We start from the raw sequence: 25,021 nt of genomic DNA, 5'->3' as shown, positions 1-25,021 counted from the left end.
GTAAGATTTATTAGCTTCCAGCAATAAATTTACAATTTCCAACATCATTGATGAATCTTGTTTAGATCATATTAAGAATCGTCTGTTGTTCTTGTTCGGGAACTTGCTTGGTAGTGAGAATAGTACGGATTAACTCTAACACCTCTGTATTAACTGCATCATAAACGGTATCATTCTTATTATCTTGAAGTTGATTGATCCAATTTCTAATCTGCTGACTAGGGTAAACAACCCCCTCCATATGTTGTTTGTAATCCCCATTTCTATTTCGTGCAATAAGCGCCGCTGCAAATCCTTCTTCCAGACACTCAAGTGTAACTTTGCGTGTAGTTTGCCGCTTACTTAACCACTGTTCCACTTCTTTGAAAGAAGAACTTGTATTAACAGAAAAAGTGGAGATACTAGGATACCTTTCTCTCATCAGCTGTCCAAGTACTTTCCTTGGGCCTAATTCTAACGCTATGGCGATGCCGTTCTGGTATAAATAATCCATCGTATCTGTCCAGCGTACGGGACTTATCATTTGCTTGTACAGCAAGTCATAAATTGTGAATTCATCGTGTGGTAAGGCTGTTACATTGGAAACAACCGGCCACCGCCCCTTGCGCAGCGGGAATTTTCTTAGTTCTACGGCAAGCTTATCTGCTGCAGGCTTCATTAAAATACTGTGAAAAGGCCCGCTTACTGTTAAATAGTTAACTTTACTATGTTCTAGGCGATTTATTTGCTCCACTATTCGACTCATAGGTTCTTTATGTCCCGATAGCACGTACTGATTGTCCGAATTGTGACAAGCAATAGATACAATACCACTATCTGTAGAAATCTCTTGACATAAGCTCTCCAGGATGGAAACAGAAATATTCCCAACAGCAACCATAGTCCCTACACCGTTAACTAGAGTCTGTTGCATGAACATTCCTCGTTTTCTTACAATTTGAAGTCCATCTTGAAAAGAGAAAAATCCGCTACACACCAATGCTGAGTATTCTCCTAAACTATGTCCGGCCAACAGTTGAGGTTCTAGTTCCAGTATCTCTCTGCTAGCATAATATGCAGCAAGGCTGGCAGTAAGCAAGGCTGGTTGGGCATTCATCGTCTGAAGAAGATCATCAGGATCTCCCTCAAAACAAAGTTTTGAGAGTTTAATTCCTAAAGTATCATCCGCTTCTTCGAATAAACGCTTTACCACAGTAAAATTATTCGATAGTTCTTTACTCATTCCTACAAATTGCGAACCTTGTCCAGGAAAAATGAAAGATACTTTATTCATCTGAAAACCTCTTCTCCAGTAAGCTTGTAAGATATCCTGAATATGTGTACTTTTCAAATTTAACTTCTGTTGCAAGTTATACCCTTTATAGTATTAAAGCAGAAATTAATCATATACATAAAAATAACTAATAATTATTTTAAAATAAAATAGCTAATATGTAAGAATCGCGTTCTTTTTAACATTTAGGCAGTTCGTATTAATAATTTATAATTCGCTATTCCAACCAATGTTTTACACCTTTTACGAATTAAAATAACTATTTATTTCAATAAAGTCAATGAATAAGTCAACCTTCAAATGTTACATTTTTGTAAATAACAGGTCATAAAATGTAGAAATTTGTTGATTGTTATTACATAACGTCGTTTTCTTGAAAGAATAGTTTTTTTCATTATTTTCATTACATAAAAATAAATAAAATTAAAATATGCATCTGTTAAATATTTTTAAATAGATGATATATATACATTAATATTATATTTTTGTATTTATCCAAATTATAATATTAAACTTTTTTTTGAACCTTGCTCTTGAGCTAAGTTCACTCTAATTTGAAAAAAAAAAAAACAATTAAAGAAATATATTAGTCATATGTTCTTTACTCCATAAAGTTACTGCTTAGATCATAAACACTATTTATCATTTAAATAACTCAAATGAATTTTAAAAATGTATGCACAAAAAATCTACAGACTTCTCCAGCTAGCGAGTTTACAGTTTCCACCTGCTGCTCACCTGTTCCAGAAAAAAAGACTGTAGATTTTATAGATACTCCTATTCACGCTATTATCGTTCACAGCTCAAGACCTAGTTATAATCCTCCCAATAGCGATACTCCATTTCATTCTCACCTTTGGTGACGATGATCATATTTTCAATATGTCCGGTTTCTTTATTCGTTCGGTAGATCATGGTACGAGTTTCGCCCTCATCGGGTACAGAGAAGAGTACTTTGTCACTGAGCATGCCGCCACCAATGCCGACGACGTGTTCCCCCCACCCGGAGGCTGCGCCAGAACCGATGCCCGAACCTGCCCCACTAACTCCAGCCCCGCGCGACAAAATAAGACCTATTCCATATCCGGTGACGGTCTGGGCCGTTTTACCTAGAGCGTGCTCTCCGGCTGATTGGGTATGCTTTTGGACCCAGTAATCGTATTTATCCGTATTTTGCTCATAACTCACAACATTCCCTTTTTTATCGATAGATATATCCGTTTTGCTTCCGTCTTTACCTGTCAGTTCGGTGACGGCGACAAGGGAATCGGATGTGATCTTGGAGGTCTCTCCTGTATTGTAATCTGTACGGGGAACTGAGTCCTCATATTGCAGCCGCAGGACATTCATCTGGTCATGAATTTTCTGCATAACCTGCTTGTCGCCGATGGCCTCGGCGTTTTTCAGCAGTTCCTCATATTGATGATATTTATCCGCGTCTGCCTGATCCCATTCGTCTATGTTTTTGGGCTGTTTGGCAATTTCACCATCATGATCTCCAGCCTCTCCACTGCCTGCCAGCGCTGCGCTAGCGTTCATTGCCGCTGCTAGGGCTGTCCAGAAGCCACGTGTGCTTTCACCATCCGCATTTCTAAACTTCGAAGCGATGCTTTTCAGCTCAATTTCAATGGATTGAACCTTATTTAATACAGAAGAAAGTGTATATTTAGCCGTACGATAGTCATTATAAAAACGATTCCTCTCCATACCATCCCACTGGCTGTGAAGGCGGTTCATTGTGCTATCCAGGCCGTTTAACTGGTTATACAGTGTGCCGTGGGCATTGGCAAATTGGGAGGCCACGCTGTCCAGCTGCTCCGGTGTGACTTGGATTTTTGTCATGGTGATCACATCCCATCTATGAAAATAGGAGATAGAAATTATATTTTACAGTAATCCTTATTTCATATTGTAAGCTATAGAGGTCGGACATTCATGAGGATTTATACGTATTTGTGTATTCAGAAGCAGTTCCTTTGATATAATGAATCCATATGAGTTTATTTCGACAATACATTATTGAAAGTCAGGTGTAGGGACATGTCAGACAAAAAAATTATCTTTTTCGATATCGACGGCACATTACTGGACGATGACAAGAAAATGCCGTTAACGGCAGAAAAGGCCGTCTTTGCTTTGAAAGAGCTGGGACATGAGGTGGCCATCGCAACAGGCCGTGCGCCTTTTATGTTCAAAGATATCCGCGAGCAGTTGGAAATTGACTCCTACGTCAGCTTTAATGGGCAATATGTCGTGCTTCGCGGGGAAGTGGTCGCTACCAATCCGTTGAACAGAGAAGCCTTGCAAGCAATGACCGATCTGGCCCTCACACATAATCATGCTCTCGTATATATGGATCATATGGACATGAAGGCCAATATTCCTAACGATGAGCTTGTGGAGAGATCAGTCCAAACGCTTAAGGCCAAGATTTCAGTTGGATACGACCCGCTCTATTTCCAGGGAAGAGATATTTATCAGACGCTGTTGATGTGTACAGCAGAAGAAGAGCCTTTCTATGAAGCGGTATTCAAGGCGTTTGACTTTGTGCGCTGGCATCCGAGTTCTGTGGACGTTGTTCCTCATGCTGGCTCCAAAGCGAAGGGCATTCGCGAAATTACATCCAGACTGGGCATTGCCGATGAAAATCAATACGCCTTTGGCGATGGCTTAAATGATGTGGAGATGCTGACAGCTATACATAACAGCGTCGCGATGGGCAACGGCTGTGATGAAGCCAAAGCCGCAGCTAAAATGGTCACAAAACGCGCAGATGAAGACGGTATTTTGTACGGACTGCAAAAGCTTGGCTTGTTAAGCTAATAGGATTGCTGATAGACTGGGCATGTTTCGGGAAAAATAAAGTCTGTTTAAAGACTTACATATGAGAAAATAGGAGGTTGTCCTTAAATATGGAGACGGAAGGCTTACGCAATGTCGAACAGCTAGCCATGAAGAAGTACAAAATTTACAAGCAGAGCCTACTCCGGTATTTGGCACGTTCCATGCTGGCGAGTATGTTCATCGGGTTCGGCGTTATTGTAGCCTTCAAGACGGGCAACTTTTTTTACATGGAGCATTCTCCATTCACTTATCCCATGGCGGCACTCACGTTCGGAGCGGCCATCATTCTGATCGCTTACGGCGGCGGGGATTTGTTTACAGGTAACACCTTCTATTACACGTATGCTGCTCTCCGTAAAAAGCTGCGCTGGGGGCAGGTGCTTCGATTATGGGCTGCCAGCTATGGAGGTAATTTGCTGGGTGCGGGGGTATTTGCACTCCTTATTTACTTGACCGGGCTGTTTGACTCCTCCAGCGTGAACAGCTTTCTACTGAACGTGGTTGAGCATAAAATGGAAGCGCCTGCAATGCAGCTATTCTTCCGAGCTATTTTGTGTAATTGGCTGGTCTGTCTTGCCTTTTTTGTTCCAATGTTTATGAAGGAAAATGGTGCAAAGATGTTTGCCATGATGCTGTTTGTATTCTGCTTTTTCATTTCGGGATATGAGCATAGCGTGGCTAATATGTGTACTTTCGCCATTGCGCTCGTGCTGGATCATCCGGGTACGGTTTCTGTCGCTGGCGTGATCCATAATCTCGTTCCGGTTACGCTCGGAAATCTGGTTGGTGGCGTGTTGCTTATGGGGGTTATGTACTATTCGGTGAATCTCCCGTTTTTGGACGAGGAAGAACACTAAAAAAAAGAAGCCGTGGGACTTTGGTTCCACGGCTTCTTTGCGTTATTTTAGTAATAGAGCAGGTGCTTTCTTGCCTTTTATCCTTCTTGAGCAGGAAAATGGATAAACTCCTCCAACTCCTTGAACAGCTTCTTGGGATTAACATTGTCAGGTACAACCAGAGTTAGCGGCTCATCCAGCTTCAGCACATACATGCCTAAAATGGATTTGGCATCTGCCATGCCGCTTTTGCCATGAATCCAGATGTCATAGGTATAATTCGAAACGATTTGATTGATTTTTTCAATATCCTTCACGTCTTTTACCTTGATGGGTGTCATCATTGCACAGCACTCCCCTGTATTGAATTGGGGCTTACGAAACAAGCCTTAACATCACTTTACCCCATATGAAGCCTGTTGCAAAATCTTAATTTAGAAAATGACATGCGGCGCGGAGCTGATTTTCCAGTAGCTGCCGACCTTTTCAAAATTCACGGTGATTTTCGCATTCGGCTGCTTGGTTTCTGCCGGATAAGGCACGGTTAGCAGGTAGCTGCGCTTCACCGGAGTCATGGTTACCATTTTCGCCGTAGCCCGGCTGAACTCTAGCAAATTGCCACCATCTGCGTTCAACTGAGCTAATCTGCCGTTAACTTCAACGAAAAATTTACCGACAAATTGCTCACTGGCCTGCTTTGTGTAAGCCTGCGTCAGATAGCTGATCAATTTGGTCTTCGTGCCGATGTCCTCGGACAGATAGCGGTAGCTTTTACCGTTCAACTGGAACGACTCACCTACCGGGCTGCCACCACTAATCGCATACTGATAACGAGACTGCGCCTCCAGCACTAGCGGAACCGCACTCTCGTGGTTCAGCTTGTCCAGCTGCGTCGGTTTCACGCTGGTAGCCGCGGCTGCTGGCGCCGAAGTGGACGGCTGTTGCGGCTTAGACGGCTTCACAGTCGACGGTACGGACGGAGCAGCCGCTGGTGCTACCGATGTAGATGGACGCTGTGCTGGTGCAGACGGAGCTACTGGTGTAGCGGCTTTAGCAGAACCTGCGGCTGCAGCCGGGGTCGAGGCTGCTGGAACCGATGGCGCTTGCGCCGGGGCTGGCATCGTAGCCGATGCAGACGCTGCTGGTGCTGGCACCTGGGCTGGGACGGATGCAGCCGGATTGGCCACGCTCGGTTGCGTCGCTTCCGCTGGAGCGGTCACGGCGGGCGCGGCAGCGGCGGCCTGTGCCACGCTCATAAGTGTGGCCGCAATGCACAGCGCGGATAGCTTCGTATTTATTTTCATACTCATATACACCTCCATAATCATATGTCTGCATAAACTGCACACGTTTCTATTATAAGAATTTCGCTTCTCGATTGGGTTGCTAAATTGTTTCTATTTGCCTTTTTTTGTTCATTCTGCACGAAGTTTGTCCGTATTTGCCGGGGACGGCTGTTCTGATTGTTTCAACTGCTTTGCCTCCATCTCTTCCAAGGATAGCGACAGTTGCTTAACAGATCGGTCCAGCTCCTCCAATCTGCGACTCAAAGTGACGAGGATGTATTTTAACAGAATCAGACTTAATGCAGCAGGGAATCCGACATTAGTTACGAGCTCGATCATGCCTTCAGTCGTTAAAGAACTCACAGATTCCGCCTCCTTTTTCATACATATGTTCCATCAATAAGAACTAATGTTCCCATTTTTATGGAAATCATACGTTATCTTTTGGGCTCTCATGACAAAAAGAGCTCCAATTAGCTAGGAGCCCTCTCTGTTTTTGTTCATTCTACCTGCTTTCAGACCACTTTCGAACGACATATCAAGGAGTATATATATTCGGCTGCTGGGGCTTGGACATCCCTTCTCCGAGATAAAACCCGGTGTGCGGCGGCTGATTATAAGCTACGTTCTGCCAGGCAACACTCAGGCGATACACTGGATCATGCATAAGCGTATAGAATCGATGTTCTGACTCGTATGGTGTTGTGTAGATCCGCAGCGCCGAATTATCACTTTTGCGCCAAATGACTTCCTCACGCCAGTCACCGAAGAGATCGGCCTGCAAGGACGGTGTTCCTTTGGTTCCGTTATTGGAACTCGTTCCTGTTGCCGTAAGCAAGTTGGAAGTAGTCGAGTTCGTATAGTTCCACTTGTCTATCTTTCCAGCGCTTGATGAGGTATGATCCAGCAGTTCACGGAGGAGATCCCCATCCCACCAGATGCCAAAATTAATGGAAGACGGTAGCGTGTTGGTGATGAGCTGCCCCTTGGCTGAACGCAAACCAATACCCGGTGCCCACTGCTCGTTCCCTTTGGTCCGCGGGTCAATGTCTGCCGACATGCCTCTTCCGGTATCCTTGCCTGTATTTACGCCCCATAAAATATTTCCATTACGCGGGTCGTACATGGCAGCTCCGTAGGTGGCATTTTTGTCCTCGTTCACCTTGAACACTTCATAACCTGAACGGTCGGGGTCCAGATCGCCAACATGAAGTGCATCTCCATGTCCCATCCCCGTGTTAGCCAGCTTCGCTCCGTTATCGTCTACAACCAGCGAGCCATACACGATCTCATCCTTATCATCTCCATCCACATCCGCCACGCTCAAACTGTGGTTCCCCTGTCCAGCCGTCCCGGCATTGGTGGAGCTGTTGCTGTCAAAGGTCCAGCGTCGGCTCAGGTTACCGTTCCGCCAATCATATGCGACCAGAACGGTGCGGGTGTAATAACCACGTGCCATCACTATGCTGGGTCTCACGCCATCCAGATAAGCAACCCCGGCGAGAAAACGATCCACACGGTTACCATAATTATCTCCCCAGCTCGATACCGTTCCGCGCGGTGGCACGTAGTCAATCGTACTAAGAGCCTTGCCTGTATCACCTGAGAACACAGTTAGAAACTCAGGACCTTTCAAAATATATCCGCTCGTGTTTCGATAATCAGCCGAAGCGTCCCCAATCTTTACACCTGTACCATCCACTGTGCCGTCTGCTGTTTTACATACGATCTCTGCTTTACCATCTCCATCAAAATCGTAGACGAGAAATTGCGTGTAGTGAGCTCCAGCCCGTATGTTCCGTCCCAGGTCGATCCGCCATTTGCGTGTTCCATCCAGCTCGTAGCCATCCAAAAATACATTTCCCGTATAACCGGATTGCGAATTATCCTTGGCATTGGAAGGGTCCCATTTTAACACAATCTCATACTCGCCATCCCCATCCAGATCCCCTACGCTGGCATCATTGGCATGGTATGTGTAGTTCACATTATCCGGAGTTGTGCCTCCCGCGGGCTGCTGGATCGGAACATCCAGGTAGTTGTTGTTCCATACCTTCACCGCAGGAGAAGCGCCCTGCTCTGCTCCATTGACCACGGCACGAACGGTATACGAAGATGAGGTCGTACCTGCCTTGTCCAAAAAGTTGGTTCTCGATGTAATCGGCGCATCGTTCACCTTGCTTGTCCCTCTGTACAAATTAAAGCCGACCGAATCCGCTTCCGTGCCCAGCAAGCGCCAGCTCACCAGTACACCCTCAGGCACCTTAACAGCGACAGCTCCCCGGCTTAGCTTTTCCATTTGCCTCGTAGAAGCAGCAGAGACCTGGCTATCCATCGGGGTGACCACTCCACTCAACATTACACCGAGACAGAGCAACGCAGTATACCGAAACCTTTTGTTCATCTGAATCATTAGCTCCTTTCATGGTTTGTATTTTCAATAGATTTATTTTATGTGACTGATAAGTTATTGTTATTTAAATTTTATGATAGCGCTTACATAAATGTAAAGGGACGAATACGTCCTTTTTGTTCAAAAATCCGGGCTAATGCTTTAAAAATCAGAGGTCCATGAATAATCGTTCTTCATCCGCAATGCTCTGGATATCCTCCGAGCTGATGCTGATATACTGATAGCCCTCTGCCTGTTGTTTTTTCAATGCAAGTTCCTTCATAAAACGTGGGCTGCCCTCTCCCGCATCCTCATCGTAAACAAGCAATAAACCGTCTGTTTTGCGGAAAAGGAGTTCATCCCGTGCCTTAAGTTGCCATATTCCCTGATAAGGCTGGCGGCTGACTACTCCCACATAGTCAACTTCGGCACAAATCTGCTGAAAATATTCCTTTTTGTCCTCTTTCCATTTTTCTTCCATATTTTGATAAGCCATCATAATAGAGCATTTGAGGTGGGGATATTGCTGTTTTAGTGCAGTAACGACCTCACAGGCCCACAAGTCCACCCCGTATTGGCCGGGGGTAATCACCCATTCCAACCCTTCTTCGACCAGGGGAATAAGCCTGCCTGCAATCGCCTTTTTAATATATGGAATGCCTTCGTGCTTCTGACTGAAAATATTCAGCTCATGGGCACGATAGCCCGAAACAAGCAAGTTTTTCATCTTCTCAACGTCCTTCTCCGATTATCATAAAGGTTATTGTACCACTTCAGAGCAGACCACTAAACACTTCGTTTTTTGGAGGAACGAATTGAATATAACGCAAAAGACGAACCTCTTCCAATTGGGCTGGATCAGGTTCGTCTTTTGGAGTTTGGTATTCATTCATGCTTTTTGGGTGCCTAATGAATTCTTATTATCTATTCTGAGCATAATCCTCACTTGGTATTTTCATTAAAACGACATACAGGCTAGACGTAGTATCTGCGCCGTTGCGATAAGCAAAATGCTCGTCCCCAGTGATATGAATGATATCCCCTTTGACTACCGCCGCTTCCTTACGAATAATACGTTTGTTGAATTTGTTCTCCTGATATTATTGAAATTGGGTAAGATTATTTTTTTCCATTCCCTATCACTCCTCAGACGATTTTATGCGGACATCTTTAATTCTAATGTTGCTACTAAATAAACCGGCATCACTACTTAGCTTGAATGACGGGTAACTAGGGTCTGCCTCAAGCCGCATTCTGCTATCGAACTGCTGCTCCTGCTGCTGATCTACCCAAAAAGAATAAGGCTCAGACTGAACTACTTTATCAGTTGTATTCGGTGTAGTGACAACCAAGATGACAAGTACGCCATTGCATCCACAATCCTCGGTGTCATAAAACAACTTGAACATTCCCGGTCGTCCTGAAAGAGCCAATTCTAGTCTTTCAACGGACAAGGAATCCAATTCTAAATGTATGCTCATGAGATGAATTCTCTCCTTTGTAAATGAGATGTTTGGAACCGTCAGCTCCATAAAGACTAAATTTTAACTATGTGTTCATTATAGTCATGTTTTCGAATGTGTCTATGTGACTGCACTCACTGCTATCAATGAACTCTTACATAAAAAGGCAACCCGATTACACCGGGTCACCTCCGTCATCTCTCATCTTATCTAAACCAACATTCTAGTCACAACTTCTATCCTTTGTAAAAAGGATTATGACCTGTGCCTTTGCCCGATGGCATCGCCCCAGGCACCCCGTCCGCTTCAAGCAGCGGACGGACAATGAGCTTCACCGGCCATTCCCTGCTCTCGAATACCGCTTGGAACAGCTCGGCCCGGTCAGCTTCAGGAAGCGGCACCACCCGTAGCGCTTCCTTCCACGCCTGCTCGGTGATATCCCATAATTTCGCTTCCGGGATAGGATACACTTCGCTTAGCGCTTCCATAATCGCAGCTAGGTTCACCTGCGTGCCCAGCGACTGCACGTAGAAGATCAGCTTGCGGATCGTCTCATTATACAAGCTGTTCGAGTATCCCGGCCGGATATGATAACCTGGGTCCGCAATGCCGTGTTTGTCCAGATACGGCTGATGCAAACGTACGGAGTCGTGGTCACGGAATAACAGGCCGTTCACCCGTCCGTCCCGCAGGACCACACAGCAGTTCTGACCGTGAATTTCGGGTACAACGCCTACCTTGAACAGCCGCATCACCACATCATAGAATAACGCCGTCAGATCGGTGTAGAATCCTATAACCTCTTCACTGGTTAACTCTCTGCCCAGCAGGTCGGATAACATATGGCGACCTTCCAGCGTCACCCCAAGCGCAGCCATGGGAATGACCTGCATACCTTCTTCCAGCAACTTTGGCGGATAGATGCGAATCTGGGCGGCCAGATGGCGAGGATGATCATCGAACAATCCCATGGATTCCGGCATGTATCCCCACCAATTCCGTTCCTCGCAGAGCCACACTTTACCTGTGAGCGATTCATCGCAGGCCACCGCCTGTCGTAACATCTTCTCCCCAGCCAGACCATTCAGCAGCTTCACCACCGGGAGATAGCGGGCGGCCCCGAGAGACAACACACTGACCGGAAGCTTGAGCATCTGTGTGGATTCTTCCATCGGGGCCATCGAGCGCAGGGACGATGTCGCCTGAACCTCTCCCAATTCAATATCCAGTACAACGATGGTACCGTCCCCGATCTCTCCGTTGAAACGTGGCAAGATGATATGTTCCATCTGCCATGGATGTACTGGCATGGGCATGTATTCTTGCAGATTCAGGCCCTTCCGGGCCAATTCTGCTTCCAGCCTGCTCCGCTGTTCTTCATCCAGTGCATCCAGTGTGGACAATCCTTCCTTACATCCCTGTTGTACGGCATCCCAACGCACCGCCACCCATCGCAGCGGGATCTCCTTCCTGAATTCCGCTGCATACTGGGTCACATCCGCTTCTGTGAACCCCACCTTGGCCTTGGAGGTGGGGTGAAATGGACGATCTCGCAGCGCTGCCACCTGCTCTCCCTTGATAAACCAATCGTAGGCATTGAACGGAACTTGTTCTCCCAGACGTTGTACCTGCTGGAGTCCCAGTGCCAATTGCTCGGTGGCTATTTTCACGCCTGCCAAGAATTCCGCAACCCCGGGATGCGCGTATGCTTCATCCGAAAGCGTCATCCGAAACACAGCCTGTCCTACGACTGCCGGAGATTCAAGAAGCTTCCAGCCTCCATCCGGTGTCTCTCCATAGACGGGTGAACCTTGTACCCATTGATATCCCTGCCTTTTGCCTGCTTTCACCAGAAACAAAATCCCTTTCTGATGCAGCATAAGCTGTCCACTATGTCTACCTGCCCCATTCTCATCCTGCTTATCCTTACCTGCGACATTGCCGTCGGTTCCGTTACCCGTTCCCCCTCCGCTCTGCGAAGGACCTCCATTACCATCCCCCAGAAGCATTCGGCGGAACGGTTCTGGTGAAGTAGAGAGTTCAATGAACGGATGCCCTTCCAGCGGAAGTAATTGCTCGGCTAGAAATGCATTGATCAGATCCTCCATAATCCGGCGCTCAGCGTCTTGCAGACTGGAACGCTTCATCACTGTTGACATGGTTGTCGTCCTCCGTCAAATAATGGAATGCCGGGTGCGGATGGCCCAGAAAATCATGATGCGAAATGGTCCAGCAATAAGCTCCCGACTTCTCAAACACAACAATATCGCCTACCCGCAGCCGCTCTACTTCCGCATCCGAATGCATACGATCCTTGGGCGTACACAGTTCTCCGACTATATGAACTTTGCTGTTCCATACCTCTGGTCTTGCGAACAGATGCCTCCACCGGTCCGTAGACATAATGTGAAATGGATGGTCGTGTCCCCATGATGCGGGCAGACGATTATGATGTGTACCCCCTCTTAACACGGCAAAATGCTGACCATGCGATGTTTTGATGTCCGTAACCTCTGCCGCATAATAACCGTGGTCAGCGACAAGCATGCGACCCGGCTCGAAATACAACTGTATGCCGCGTGAAGCAAGGCGCCCTCTGGCTTCACTGCGCTCAATTAAGGATGTGAACAGGGACCAATCAAACCCGGGGCTACCATCATATGTGACGCCAAACCCGCCTCCGGCGTTAATTACTTCAAGATGCAGGTCATATGCCTGCTGCCACATCTCCACCTTTTGCAAATACATCTCAATCATCTCGGCATGCAGTCTCGCGTCCACATTGTTCGATAACGAGTGAAAATGAAATCCGCATAAACACACCAAACCCGCGCCTTCCTCACGAATGACCCGGACTGCTTCTTCCACGCTCTCCTCATCCATGCCAAATGGACTCGGACCGCCGCCCATTACAATCCGGGTCCGCGGCAATGTGCTGCTTCTCAGATTGATCCGCAGCAGAATGCGGACTTCCTGTTCTCTCCTTGTAGCAATGGTGATGACACGCCGCAGTTCCAGCAGGCTCTCCACATGAATGAAACTCACCTGATGCTCGATAGCCTGCTTCAACTCACTCTCCTTTTTCCCTGGACCGCCAAACAGGATTGGAACCTCGCTACTTACACTCCTCACCTTGAGCAACTCACCAATGGAAGCTACCTCGAACCCGTGAACCCAGGGCAGCAAAGCCTCAATAATTCGAGGATCCGGATTGGCCTTTATGGCATAGAATAGCCGCGTGCCTCTGGACAGCGTGTGCAGCATGTGACGGACCTGCTCCTGAATACCAGCCAGATCGTAAACATAAGCACATACCGGATCTTCACTATCTCTTTGCAGTTCATGGATCATATTCCATACGCTTGATTTCATATCAGTCCACCCGCATTTCCATAGTCATTCCGTTTCTGTTCGTATGCCCGAAAAGCCGTATTCCGGTCATCGCCCAACACGTATATGTATACCCCTCGTTCGGCCCACAGCGCCATGCCTTCCTTGCTTCTGGCCACCGTTGCATACGGTACCTGGCACTGCTTCGCGGCTTCGTATAATGCGCCTAGCGCACGCTGCACGTCTGGATGTTCCGTCTGCCACGGTACGCCAAGTGATTGCGACAGGTCTGCCGCCCCCTCTAGTACCCAGCTCACCTGGGGATGAGACAGAATGCTCGCACTTTGCCGGACGCCCTCCACACTTTCGATCATCGGTACAACCATCACTTGTTCATTCGCTTCCCGAATATACCCGGTGAGTGGATACTTGCCGAATACCCCCGGACGCCCACTGTTCAGACTCCGCATGCCAAGCGGATGATAATACGCATGACGAACCGCTTCCTCCACCTGCTCCCGCTGTTCCACATGAGGTATGACGATGCCTTGTGCGCCGCAGTCCAATACCTTTAGAATCTCTGTTCGCTCTACCTTCGAGATGCGTACCAGCGGGGTCATTCCTGCCAGCTCCGCAGCACGAACCAGCTCTTCCACCGATTCCATATTCGTTGCGGCATGTTCCAGGTCGATAATTACAAAATCATACTCCGCATGTCCAATCATCTCAATGATGACCGGTTGCGGAATGGAGACAAAGAGGCCAAACACTGGCTGTTTACGTTCAATTTTCTCCTTCAGCGTGTTGGTTCTCATCTGAGAACGTCCTTCGCCAACTTCAGCGGATTGCTGACCTTGCGGAAATACAGTTCCCCATCCCCATACAGGCGGCGCTTGGTCATCTCTTCAATCAGCGCATCCTCGGCAAAAAGATCAAACCACTCGAACCGTTCCTCGTACTCCGGGTGCTCTCGCTGATAGTCCACAATCGTGGCCGCGCACAGCTGCCAGAACGCTTCTTCCGTCAGACCGAAATTCTCCAGCGTCAGCGCAATATCCGTCATGCAAATAAAAAAGAACGCATCATACGTATAGTCCCGGACTTCCGACACGTCACCCGCGTAGATAAAGGAATACCGATTGAACTTGCGGTGGGTCTCCGGTTCGGGGTGCAGCTTCGGGGCTCGTTCTGGATTCAGCAACTTCTCGGGTACATAGCGGACACCATCATGAAGGTCCTTGATGATGATCCGTTTCGGCAGATCATTTTCCAGCACCAAAATGATATTCTGGGCATGCGATTCCAGCGCGATGCCGTGTGCATAGAGCAGATGAATAATAGGCAGCGATACCGTTCTAACGAGCGCTTCACTCCACTTCTGAATGCCATGATGCTCAACTGCACCCTGGATAAACGGTACCCCGTTCGACTGTACCAGCATAAGTGCATTTAAGGGCCAGGCAGTCTCGCCTTCTTGCAGATGAACAGATACATTTTCACGCCAGATCGCCCCTGTTGTGCCATACGCCCGTCCATACTGGATTGCAGGCAAATTCTCGTACCGGAGCGAGAGTCCCATGATCTCTTTCAGAATGGCAAACTCTTCCCGTTGCAACAACTCATCCTCTCGAATGAGTGCTTCCAGCCAGTCGCTGATTAGCGGTGCATTCTGGGTCGTGTGCTGTGCCAAAATGCGTATGCTCGATGTATTGGTAATACTCAGCGACAGCTTGAGATACGGTGCCTTCGAATTCATCCGGTTCGACAGGGAACGAATGGACTGCTGAGCGCGATAGGTTGAGTCCGAAGGGCCGAGAAAAACGATATCTCTGTCCATTCGTTGCCGGGCAAACACCGATTCCAGCTGGTGTTCCCACTGCCACGGATGAACAGGAATGAATATATAGCGTTTCCCCTCCGTGTCTTCCGACTGAAGTATCTGATTAAATCGGCTGATATCCTCCTCTGTGAGATGTTGTCTCACCAACTGTTCTGACGTGTAGCCTGTGGAAAGAGACGTTTGCACAAGTCCTTCTTTCACGGCAATCCAGTATACGGTCACATCCGAGTTAAACTCTGGACCGTAAGCAAGATTGTCTTTTAGGGTGAAGCCAAGCCTCGACTTGTAGCTTGGATGATAGAGATGACCATCGCTCATATGGCTTTCGAGGGCATCATAGTGCAGGTCTTCATCCGGAATCTTCTCAGGCAGCAAAGCCCGGCACTGACTGTCCTTCGCCATCGTCTCCAGCAATTCCTGAATGAAGGCCGTCACATTCGCACCCTCCAGAAGGTTCAGTACCATTTCCTCCAGAAACAGATCCAGATCGGTGCAGGGAACGCCCTCTCTTCGAATCGAGCCCTTCGCCACCTTCACTCGGCCAAATGAAAATTTTCGCTCCGCCTCACAGCTGTATGTCACAGCCTGCCCTGACGTACTCCGCCCCACAGTACACCATTCGTTTTCCCCCACCTTACAGTCAAGGATACCCTCGAACCACATGGCTTCCAGCGCCTGCCGCATGATCCGTTCCTGTACATCCGTGTATACTGCTGTCTTGTGACCTTTCTCAGCCCTGTACCCTATGAACCCCACGCCACTTCACTCCCTATTCGGTTCATTATATTGCTCACCGGCACATACGCCGGGGTCTGACTGATCCCACTGAGACAGCTCACCAGATTTTGTTTCGCCAGAAAACTGTCCGCGGTCAGCAAATGCTGCACATACGCGTTTCCAGTTCGATCCAGTTCCTTCACAAGCACTTCGCGGACCTTTGCCCAGAAATGCTCCTCCGGTACGTTCACATCCCTTGCCATTGCATGAATGAGGGAACCCAGATGGTTGATGATAAAGTAATAGGATGTCCTCGCCCAAGCCTTGTCCCGTGGATAAAACAACAATCTGGAGGGAGCGGTGTCCTCCTCATGGATCAGCTCCGCATCGACACTGACTCCTTCCAAGTCACGCACGATAAATGCCACAGGCATTCCGTCCCTTAGCGTCACGAGAGTATTTTGCAAGTGAGCTTCAAAGTGAATGCCGCGCTCTCCGGCCGCTCGTACAATGGGCAGCAAAGACAAGGTCAGATAACGTGCAAACCAGCGTTCGGCTTCAGCACGTACGCCACCCAGCATCGTCATGAGTCGTGATTGCATTCCCGGCAAGGGGGCTTCTACCAGACTCGACAGGACATATGTACATTCCGGGTCAAACTCAATCGGTCTGTATGCGACGGTAAACAGACTCGTTAATTCTCCCTCCTGAAAGTCACAAGTGGCTACACCTGTCTCATAGGCAATCTGCGTATGCTGATCTGCACCGAAGCAATTCTGCTGCCTGATGTACCTGGAGGCGTCCAGCGTCCTTCGCATCTGCTCCGCACTATTGGTGCGAATCATGTTGGTAATCTGCATGTTCAGCGACAGCTTGATATTGCAATTCAGCTCTGGAATATAGACGGTGCGTACCGAGGAGGTCGGGTAGGCCTTCGGTCCGCCGTTGCCCATCGGAATGAGTTTCTTGTCCAGAATATACTGCTGGACCTCGGACAAGCCCAACACGTACGTATACTGCCAGGGATGGACAGGCAGCAGTTCATACTCATCCCCATGCTCACCGCACTCCGATTCCCAAGCTTGTTCCACATGCCCGTGCAGGCTGGCATGCAGATTGATCCTAGTGTGATCATCCACCCATTCCTGCCTGTACACATCCTTCCTCACAGCAACGTAACAGAGTTGGAACGAGGTACGCAGTTCTGGGCTGTACATCCGTACGTCGTGTTCGGTGAAGCCTTTGGAGTTTTTCGGAAACGGGTGAAAGGGATGACCATACACCAGAGACTGTTCGGAAGTACAGTAATCATATATGCCAAGTCCAGCAGCCTGCTCGATATACAGTGCAAGATTATTCACGCTGTTATCTACCTTTTCCGCAAAATCACGCACATCAGCCGCATGGGTCAACCTGCCTTGCTCATGCCGGCTGTTTCCATACGCCGTGTCTTCACTCAGCTCCCATGTGATCCAGCGAACCAGGTCCTGATAATGCACTGCTTGCCCGCGCTGTTGTACGCTTCGGTACTCATGCTCTCCCATAGCCGAGTAATACGCTAATTGTCCGGTTATCGTCACCCCGCTGGCCTGAAAAGCAACTGCGTACGTCATCGCATTCGGATCAATCTGAATGTCGCCCTCCTTCTCCACCGCAAGCTCTCGGATATAACAATTGAGCAGCAGCTTGCAAGAGTGTATACTCGCCTGCTGCTCTGCATCAGACCTGAGCCTGTTTTCCATCTCGAACAATGTTGCCAACCTTCTTTCGGGTTATAAATAAAACAAGGGACAAGGTCACAGGATGGCACAGCCGAGACCCATACTAATCTCTTTCAGTGCCGCCCATCTGGCCGTATCTGCTGGTGTTCCGACCCGGTGAACCATTAGCAGACCAATCCATCCAGAGTACCTACACTGCTGACCAGCAGCGGAATGCTGGATGGATGCCACCGCTTGCGGCGGGCAGGCACGTACATTCGAATATACCAACCACACCATAGGAGCAAGAACAACGCAAAACGCAAGCGGGCTATTGAGCCAGAACAGGCAGTGAATTGCCCTTATTCTGCAATCGACTTTTCGAAATGATGTTCCATCTGAAAAAGATACTCCAGGTACAACCGGACAACATCACGTGTGGTCCCCCCAAAAGGAAAGACATGGTGGGTCAGGTCCGGCAATGCGTTGACTTCCAGAATGCCTCCCTGATCTCTTGTCAGCGGCTGGCGGATATTCTCACAACGGATATCAATGCCAGCCACATCAATCCGGAGGGCTCCTGCGGCCTCAATTGCCATTTGTGCATTGTCAGGAAGAATCGCTTCCGTACAGTCCATATAAAATTCACTGATGTTCCCGGCAGCCGAATTGCGAAGATCATATAGCTCGATCTCCCTTCCTGCCGCAGGTACCTCCTCCAGTGTGATTCCCTGTCCAAGCAGAACCTTTCGCAAAGGCTCTGCGTCTTCATTAATCTTGGGAAAGGCCTCGAACTTCCCTATACTGGTATGCTGGATTCGCTGCTGATTCAACATTCGAATCAACGCCCGGATGGTTGAGGTGCCGTCTCCTTCTACATAGACAGGTCGATACTCATTTACTGCCGCCACTTTCCCGTTAATGACCAGTACCCTGTAATCCACACCCGTTACGAATTGCTGCAGCATGATGCTGTTACTATGGGTACCCGCCCGGGCAATAGCCGCTTCCAGTTCCTCGTTTGTTCGAACGTCCAGTGTCACACCTGCACTGCCGCTTGCGTCCAGCGGCTTCACTACAACGGAACGATGCAGTTTCAGAAACTGCGTTGCCTTGTCACCCATTGCCTCGATAACGATAAACGGCGGCACAGGCATTCCCCGCTCATGCAGTAGCATATTACAAACCTGCTTGTTCTTGGCGAGCAGTCCAGCGATCAAGGGTAGACGATGCGATCTGGTTTTATTAATGACTCTGCGCTTATCCCCATAGGATAATTCCAAAAAATCTTCACATCCTGCGAGAAGTGGCTCGCAGGTCATTCCCATTTCTCTTGCTTTGCTTATGATGAGTCGGTTTTGCAGATTATGAATTCCTTTCGGAAACAATGAAAATCCTCCCCGACCGAATGAAGGCGTTCGCTCCTGGTTGTGCTTTCATCGGATTGATTTGATGGAAATAATATTGATAATGATTATCAGTTTCAAACAAAATCTATTTTATGGCAATTTCAGTCACCTTGTCAATAATAAGCTTTTTAGGAAAAATAAGATGATTTTTGCAGGGAGAGAATCCCCAAATGAAGGAGTGTTCATGGAACAATGGGCACAACAAATAAGGCAAGCTCTGAATTTCGTTATGTCATAAGCTTGCCTGTGCTATTCGCTGTATTGAGATGCAATGAAGTATAGGCTGGGGATGTGGATGATGATCATCGGCATTAATGCTTTAATTTGGGGCAGGTTGGGCAGTAATCTTCTGGATCATCTGCAGCGAGATAATAGAAACAACAGGTTTTGCGCACACGAATGGGTGTATCTGAGACAGCTGTTGCCCGCTTGGGCGTGTTAAACTGCTTGAGCGGATTACGGGATTCACCAAAGAGATGTGCAGGTGCATCACGAATTAGATAATGGAAGTCCTCTTCGACACGCTGCTTTTCTTCAGGCGTGGCTCCTTCAGCAAACTTGTTCTCATAGAGCCAGTATACGTAAATGGCCGTGTTCTCCCACAGGACTGAACGTGAAACCCGCGTTGCCTTGGACAGCGATTGCCACACCTTGGCCAGATTACCGGCGAACATCTGTTCAATCACCTGATCTCTCCATACGCCACGCTGATCCGCCTCCGGTGAGGTCGTCTGCCAATTAGTCAGACGAGCCTTGGGGAGCCATGCCTCCCCCTGATAACTGGATTCGATCGTGCCGTTGGCAATCTCATAATTTAGGCCTTTGTTGAAGCGTGACATGGCATAGAGACCCGAAGCCAAAATCAAGTAAGCATACCGTTTAGCAAAGAGAGAGACAGTAGCCGTTTCAGAATCCGTCTCAAAGATGCTACTCACCCCTTGCAAATAGTTCAGGCTTTTGGACGGGTCCAGCAAGTCCGTAAATGGCATCGAAAATGTACGATCTGTCGAAGGCTCCCAGGTCAAACGGTATTCGGCAGCCAAGGCCTGCATCTCTTGATCATCAAGCCAAGTGGCTGTAGCGTGTGGTTTCATTTAACTTCCTTCCCTTCCCGTGCGGAATGCACATTGGTGTGCCAAACAGCGGATCAACCGCAATGTCGCACTCCATCTGGAAGACCGCGCGGACCATGTCTTGCGTAACAATGTCTTCCGGTTTTCCTTCCGCGTAGATGGACTTGTTGTGGACAGCCACGATATGGTGAGCATAGCGACACGCAAGATTCAGATCATGAAGAACCATCACTATGGTGCGCCCCTCCCGTTCATTCAAATCGAACAGCAGATCCAGAATATCAATCTGATGGGTCATATCCAGATAAGTCGTTGGTTCATCCAGCAGCAAAGTCTCTGTTCCCTGTGCGAGTGTCATCGCAATCCAGGCACGCTGGCGTTGTCCGCCGGATAATGCGTCCACGGGCCGATCAGCCAGAGCAGTCAGATGTGTGGATTCCAGCGCGAGCCTGACCATGCGTTCGTCCTCACCTGACCACTGTTTCAGCCAGGTCTGGTGTGGGTACCGTCCTTGCCGAACTAGTTGGTTCACTGTCAGTCCCTCTGGAGCAGAAGGGCCTTGCGGCAGAATGGACATACGTCTTGAAATTTCCTTGGTAGGCAACTTCGCAATCTCCTCGCCATCCAGCAGCACCGAGCCTGAACTGGACTTCAGCAGTCGCGCCATCGTTCGCAGCAAGGTGGACTTTCCGCAACCGTTGCTGCCAATCAGGACAGTAGTTTTCCCCTTGGGAATAGTCAGGTTCAGATTCTCAATAATAGGCTCTGCGCCATAGGCGATCGTAAGGTCCTTGGCTTCCAGAATACTCACAGCATTCTCCTCCTCAAAACTGATTTCGATTCTTGAACAACAGATACAGGAAAAACGGTGCTCCTACCCCGGCGGTAAATACCCCTGCCGGAACATCGAGCGGCAGAAATACTGTACGGGCAATCAGATCAGCAGCAAATACAAGCAGGGCACCGACCAGTCCCGAAACGATGAGCATGCTGCCAAACATACGCCCTACCAGCTTCCGGGCAATATGCGGCGCAATCAGACCGACAAAACCAATCGTCCCCGCGACAGCTACAGCACCCCCGGCCAGCAGTACACTGCACAGTAGCAGTGCTGAACGATGACGCTGTACAGTGACCCCCAGCCCGGTGGCTAGATCATCCCCGAATTCCTGTGCGTTCAGACTACGGGCAAACCAGATCGCCAACGGAAGCACGATTACAATCACCGGGATGATCGTTCTGACATCGGTCCACGATGCTCCATACACACTCCCCGTCAGCCAGATATACGCCTGACCAGCCGTATAGAATGGACTAAGAATCAGCATGAAGGTCGTCCCGGCCCCCGTAATGGCTGACACTCCGATTCCGATCAACACCAGTCGAATCGGGCTTACTCCTTTTTTCCAGGCAAGAAGATATATGATGATTGTGGTAATCATCGCGCCCATAATGGCAAACAGCGGCAACAGCTTGATACTGATGGTTCCACCCAGCAGGGTGACAAAACCTACAGCGGCAACGGCAGCTCCTCCCGTTATCCCGATCACATCTGGTGAAGCGAGCGGATTACGAATAATCCCCTGCAATAGGGCACCGGACATGCCTAGTGCTGCACCAACAAGCAACGATAACAGCACACGCGGCAGCCTTAGCGTCAACACGACAAAGTCATGATCGCCTGCGCCCAGACCGAAAATCGTCTGCAGCACATTCAGCGGAGATATGAAATCATTACCCACACTAGTTCCTAGAATGGATGCAATCAATACCAAAACCATACAGATTCCGATGATGAACAGCGATTTGCGCTCCATTTGCAAGGATAACGTATCTTTCTTATTGCGAAAAGTAATCATCTTCCTCATATCTTCGTCCCCCCCTTGCGGGCAATATAGACGAAGAAGGGACCACCAATGAGCGCTGTCATAACGCCAAGCGGAACCTCCTGCGGCATGATGATCAGCCGTGCAACAACATCCGCCGCCAATAACAAAATGGCGCCGCCCAGAATGCAGTAGGGAACAAGCCAGCGGTAGTCGTTGCCAACAAACGCCCGCATGATATGCGGTACAACTAATCCTACCAGACCAATTGAACCGGCCACCGCAACAGAACCACCGGCTAGCAATACCGTAACGACTCCCATAAGCAGCTTAACCAGTAGCACGTTCTGTCCCATGCCTTTGGCGATATCATCACCGGTCAGGAGCAGATTGATCGCCCGGCCCATAAACAGGGATACCACAATGGCAACCGTCATATATGGCAGTACAGGATACAGCATGTCGAGTGTCCGACCGCTCACTGAACCTGCAAGCCAGAACAACACGTCCTGTAATCCCGTTCCATCCAGCACCAGGATTGCCTGCGTGAACGAAGCAAAAAGTGCAGAGATGGCGGTACCCGCCAGCACAATCTTGATGGGAGTCAGACCATCACGACCGATGGACCCAAGCGCGTACACAATCACTGTTGCAATGGTTGCCCCGGCAAAACCAAACCACATCATCGTACTGAGCGAGGACACCGACAGCACCACGATGGCAATAACGATAAAAAAGATGGCGCCCGCATTGATCCCAAACACACTTGGTGAAGCGAGCGGATTACGAGTTAGCGCTTGCATGAGTCCTCCCGCCACCGCCAAACTTGCACCAACAACAGCGGCAATAATTGTGCGTGGTAAACGTTCTGTCAGAAGTACGACATGCTCCACTGAGCTTTCGTCATAGTGTTGTAGTGCATCCACTGCTATTTGAAATGTTATGTGTGTGCGTCCCAGTATCATGCTGGCTACACAGGCGAGTAATAGTAAAATGAATAAGCCGGATAGTCCATACATCTTCGTACTTGCCTTCGTAAAAAGGGGAAACATATTCTCACTCTTTCATTCGTGAAATGCAAAAAGACCTGCCTGCCCATACACTTCGTATACGATGTCCTGGTGCATGGCAGGTCTTGCTCCCATTAATTCAGATTGAACTGCTTGTATAGGTCGTCCAGCATCATGTTGGCCGATGTGTATCCGCCTCCCATGTTCCAGGCCACTTCATCAACCTGTACCAGCTGGTTATTCTTTACCGCATCGAGATTTTTCCAGAGCGGACTGCTGGTCCAATCCTTATAATTCTTCTCAATAGCTTCTGTTTCCGTACCTGAATTGAAGTTGAAGATCATATCTGCGTTCATATCCGGGATGTTCTCTTTCGAAGTCAACTCCACACCCCAGGTGTCTTCATCATGTCCAGGCGGTCTGGTAAATCCAAGCTCTTTCAAAATTTTCCCGGCGTATCCCATATAGAAAATGCGAACCTGATCGGCTCTGAAATTCGTAATAGTCGCTTCAATGGGTAGACGGTCACCCATTTTGTCTTTGAAATCCGCTACCCTTGCATCCCAATCGGCAAGCAACTTGTCCGACTGTTCCTTCATATTCATCGCTTCACCAGCCGTCTTTACCGTCTCTTTCCAGTCAAACAACGTCTCGGTAACTACCGTTGGAGCAATCTGGGACAGTTGATCATAGATATCCTCATGTCTTGTTTTGGTGGCAATGATTAGATCCGGCTTCAACTTGTTGATCTCTTCCAGATTCGGCTGTGATTCCTGACCTACCTGCGTCACGCCATCCAGATCCGCTTTCAAATATTTATATACGGGTTGCTGAACCCAGGATTCCACAACACCCGTTGGCTTCACACCAAGTGCAACAACAACATCATTGGCACCCTGGAACAAGGTTACAATCCTCTTTGGAGTTCCCTTAATTGTCGTTTCACCCATGGCATGTTTGATAACTCTGGTCTGCTCGTCCGCACCACTGCCTACTGTATTGCTCTTATTACCACTTGCAGACTTGCTTGAAGGGTCAGTTGTCCCTGTAGTTCCACCCGAGGCACAACCAGCCAGCACCGATATCATCAGAATAAGTGCTATATAAATATGTAGCTTTTTTGTCAATCCAAACATGTAGTTCAACTCCCCCTTCTCATCCTAATTGATATTAAAAATCATTATCAATTGTATTGTAATTCAGTTGAGTACATTGTTCAAGCATATTGATACTGCTGCGGAAGAACTCCCCATGCCTCTAGTTTCATGTTGAAAATCTCCTTGTACAGTAAAGGCTTGGATGAATACAAAATGCTCAGTATACAAAAAGGTGTAACCCTCCATAGTTGTTGGGTTACACCTTTATAAGAATTTATGACCTGTCTTCAACAGACAGCGATCGCAGACAAACATACCGATTAAGGTGTATGCCTGCCTACATATTGATAAGTACCTTTCGGGTATACAATCCACTCATCCTGCTGATTAAAAACGGGTGAGCCACATGATATACCTTGTCTACGAACAAATGTCCCCCCTTGAGGAAACAATTGATTCTGCGAATGAGGCTCTCCAATCACATCTACCACAGTTTCATGATACTTCAGTACATATGCGACCGTATTAAATTCACTTGGGTTGTAGAAATGACCCTCTTGATTAAAATAGGCAACATTCGTGACATCCATGAAATCGTAAAAGATGCTGTTTATGATCAGATACGGAATTACTGGATTAACCGGATATAGCGCTATGCTGGATACGTTCATGCGGTTCGTGTTTTTCATGAATTGGTGAACCTCCAGCTCATATCCTTCTATTTTATGAGAGAAGTCACATTCTCGGTTGTAAAACAATTGCAGCACGATGCGACCGTCTCCACCATCGACATATTGTGAAAAAAACAAAAGAAATGCCTCCTGTGGTTCCTGATGAACCTGAAATATAGCCGCTCTGCCAGCAACTCCTACGACCTACTTAAGCTGGACTCTTAAAAAATTCTCGAGGGGACAGGAGTCTCCTT

General features: G+C 48.2%; 23 protein-coding genes. 2 read left to right on the top strand and 21 right to left on the bottom strand.

Features of this window, described 5'->3' with window-relative positions:
• Positions 1-61 precede the first annotated feature (61 nt).
• Both fabD and NLX82_RS22545 read right to left on the bottom strand, forming a co-directional pair.
• Positions 62-1,273 carry an ACP S-malonyltransferase gene (gene fabD / locus NLX82_RS22550; RefSeq protein ID WP_068938770.1) on the bottom strand — a complete coding sequence of 404 codons (1,212 nt, stop codon included), beginning with the start codon at positions 1,271-1,273 and terminating at the stop codon, positions 62-64.
• Positions 1,274-2,083: 810 nt separating this feature from the next.
• Positions 2,084-3,115 (bottom strand): WXG100 family type VII secretion target, encoded by a 1,032-nt coding sequence (locus NLX82_RS22545; protein ID WP_069081272.1) that lies wholly within the window; start codon positions 3,113-3,115, stop codon positions 2,084-2,086.
• Between the two features lie 198 nt (positions 3,116-3,313).
• On the opposite strand from NLX82_RS22545, the gene NLX82_RS22540 reads away from it, so the two are divergent.
• Positions 3,314-4,096, top strand: a complete 783-nt coding sequence (locus tag NLX82_RS22540) for a Cof-type HAD-IIB family hydrolase (protein ID WP_023987190.1) — start codon at positions 3,314-3,316, stop codon at positions 4,094-4,096.
• A gap of 89 nt (positions 4,097-4,185) precedes the next feature.
• Positions 4,186-4,974 (top strand): formate/nitrite transporter family protein, encoded by a 789-nt coding sequence (locus NLX82_RS22535; RefSeq protein WP_013308962.1) that lies wholly within the window; start codon positions 4,186-4,188, stop codon positions 4,972-4,974.
• Between the two features lie 77 nt (positions 4,975-5,051).
• On the opposite strand, the gene NLX82_RS22530 is transcribed toward NLX82_RS22535, so the two are convergent.
• From NLX82_RS22530 to NLX82_RS22435, 19 genes are all read right to left on the bottom strand, one after another.
• Positions 5,052-5,297, bottom strand: a complete 246-nt coding sequence (locus tag NLX82_RS22530; RefSeq protein WP_023987189.1) for an HPr family phosphocarrier protein — start codon at positions 5,295-5,297, stop codon at positions 5,052-5,054.
• Positions 5,298-5,387: 90 nt separating this feature from the next.
• Complete coding sequence (locus tag NLX82_RS22525; RefSeq protein WP_023987188.1) at positions 5,388-6,257, bottom strand: DL-endopeptidase inhibitor IseA family protein; 870 nt, start codon at positions 6,255-6,257, stop codon at positions 5,388-5,390.
• A gap of 111 nt (positions 6,258-6,368) precedes the next feature.
• Positions 6,369-6,602, bottom strand: a complete 234-nt coding sequence (locus NLX82_RS22520; protein WP_023987187.1) for a hypothetical protein — start codon at positions 6,600-6,602, stop codon at positions 6,369-6,371.
• Between the two features lie 175 nt (positions 6,603-6,777).
• Positions 6,778-8,643, bottom strand: coding sequence for a rhamnogalacturonan lyase (locus NLX82_RS22515; RefSeq protein WP_372238135.1), 1,866 nt, complete (start codon positions 8,641-8,643; stop codon positions 6,778-6,780).
• Between the two features lie 157 nt (positions 8,644-8,800).
• A complete protein-coding gene (locus tag NLX82_RS22510; RefSeq protein ID WP_023987185.1) occupies positions 8,801-9,358 on the bottom strand; it encodes an SLOG family protein in 558 nt (185 codons plus the stop codon).
• 412 nt (positions 9,359-9,770) lie between these two features.
• Complete coding sequence (locus NLX82_RS22500) at positions 9,771-10,112, bottom strand: iron-sulfur cluster biosynthesis family protein (protein WP_023987184.1); 342 nt, start codon at positions 10,110-10,112, stop codon at positions 9,771-9,773.
• A gap of 218 nt (positions 10,113-10,330) precedes the next feature.
• Complete coding sequence (locus NLX82_RS22495) at positions 10,331-12,253, bottom strand: IucA/IucC family protein (protein ID WP_254349096.1); 1,923 nt, start codon at positions 12,251-12,253, stop codon at positions 10,331-10,333.
• Positions 12,213-13,466, bottom strand: coding sequence for a type III PLP-dependent enzyme (locus NLX82_RS22490; RefSeq protein ID WP_254349095.1), 1,254 nt, complete (start codon positions 13,464-13,466; stop codon positions 12,213-12,215). The genes NLX82_RS22495 and NLX82_RS22490 overlap by 41 nt, the downstream gene beginning before the upstream one ends.
• Positions 13,463-14,239 (bottom strand): HpcH/HpaI aldolase family protein, encoded by a 777-nt coding sequence (locus NLX82_RS22485; RefSeq protein ID WP_254349094.1) that lies wholly within the window; start codon positions 14,237-14,239, stop codon positions 13,463-13,465. The genes NLX82_RS22490 and NLX82_RS22485 overlap by 4 nt, the downstream gene beginning before the upstream one ends.
• On the bottom strand, positions 14,236-16,020 hold the full coding sequence (locus tag NLX82_RS22480; protein WP_254349093.1) for an IucA/IucC family protein: 1,785 nt from the start codon (positions 16,018-16,020) through the stop codon (positions 14,236-14,238). Before NLX82_RS22480 ends, NLX82_RS22485 begins: the two co-directional genes overlap by 4 nt.
• Positions 16,008-17,723 (bottom strand): IucA/IucC family protein, encoded by a 1,716-nt coding sequence (locus tag NLX82_RS22475; RefSeq protein ID WP_254349108.1) that lies wholly within the window; start codon positions 17,721-17,723, stop codon positions 16,008-16,010. Before NLX82_RS22475 ends, NLX82_RS22480 begins: the two co-directional genes overlap by 13 nt.
• 54 nt (positions 17,724-17,777) lie before the next feature.
• Positions 17,778-17,981, bottom strand: coding sequence for a hypothetical protein (locus tag NLX82_RS22470; protein WP_143757183.1), 204 nt, complete (start codon positions 17,979-17,981; stop codon positions 17,778-17,780).
• Between the two features lie 62 nt (positions 17,982-18,043).
• Positions 18,044-19,069, bottom strand: a complete 1,026-nt coding sequence (locus NLX82_RS22465) for an ATP-grasp domain-containing protein (protein ID WP_254349092.1) — start codon at positions 19,067-19,069, stop codon at positions 18,044-18,046.
• Positions 19,070-19,401: 332 nt separating this feature from the next.
• Positions 19,402-20,184 (bottom strand): IucA/IucC family C-terminal-domain containing protein, encoded by a 783-nt coding sequence (locus tag NLX82_RS22460; protein WP_053324715.1) that lies wholly within the window; start codon positions 20,182-20,184, stop codon positions 19,402-19,404.
• Complete coding sequence (locus tag NLX82_RS22455; protein WP_069081279.1) at positions 20,153-20,974, bottom strand: ABC transporter ATP-binding protein; 822 nt, start codon at positions 20,972-20,974, stop codon at positions 20,153-20,155. The genes NLX82_RS22460 and NLX82_RS22455 overlap by 32 nt, the downstream gene beginning before the upstream one ends.
• A gap of 13 nt (positions 20,975-20,987) precedes the next feature.
• A complete protein-coding gene (locus tag NLX82_RS22450; RefSeq protein ID WP_023987174.1) occupies positions 20,988-22,031 on the bottom strand; it encodes a FecCD family ABC transporter permease in 1,044 nt (347 codons plus the stop codon).
• Positions 22,028-23,041, bottom strand: coding sequence for a FecCD family ABC transporter permease (locus NLX82_RS22445; protein WP_023987173.1), 1,014 nt, complete (start codon positions 23,039-23,041; stop codon positions 22,028-22,030). Before NLX82_RS22445 ends, NLX82_RS22450 begins: the two co-directional genes overlap by 4 nt.
• Before the next feature lie 92 nt (positions 23,042-23,133).
• Positions 23,134-24,135 (bottom strand): ABC transporter substrate-binding protein, encoded by a 1,002-nt coding sequence (locus NLX82_RS22440; RefSeq protein ID WP_069081282.1) that lies wholly within the window; start codon positions 24,133-24,135, stop codon positions 23,134-23,136.
• A gap of 281 nt (positions 24,136-24,416) precedes the next feature.
• A complete protein-coding gene (locus NLX82_RS22435; protein ID WP_023987171.1) occupies positions 24,417-24,905 on the bottom strand; it encodes a hypothetical protein in 489 nt (162 codons plus the stop codon).
• Between the last annotated feature and the right edge of the window lie 116 nt (positions 24,906-25,021).

The sequence above is a fragment of the Paenibacillus sp. A3M_27_13 genome, from assembly GCF_024213315.1.
Lineage (GTDB): Bacteria > Bacillota > Bacilli > Paenibacillales > Paenibacillaceae > Paenibacillus > Paenibacillus polymyxa_B.
This window is presented reverse-complemented; position numbering and strand designations above follow the sequence as displayed.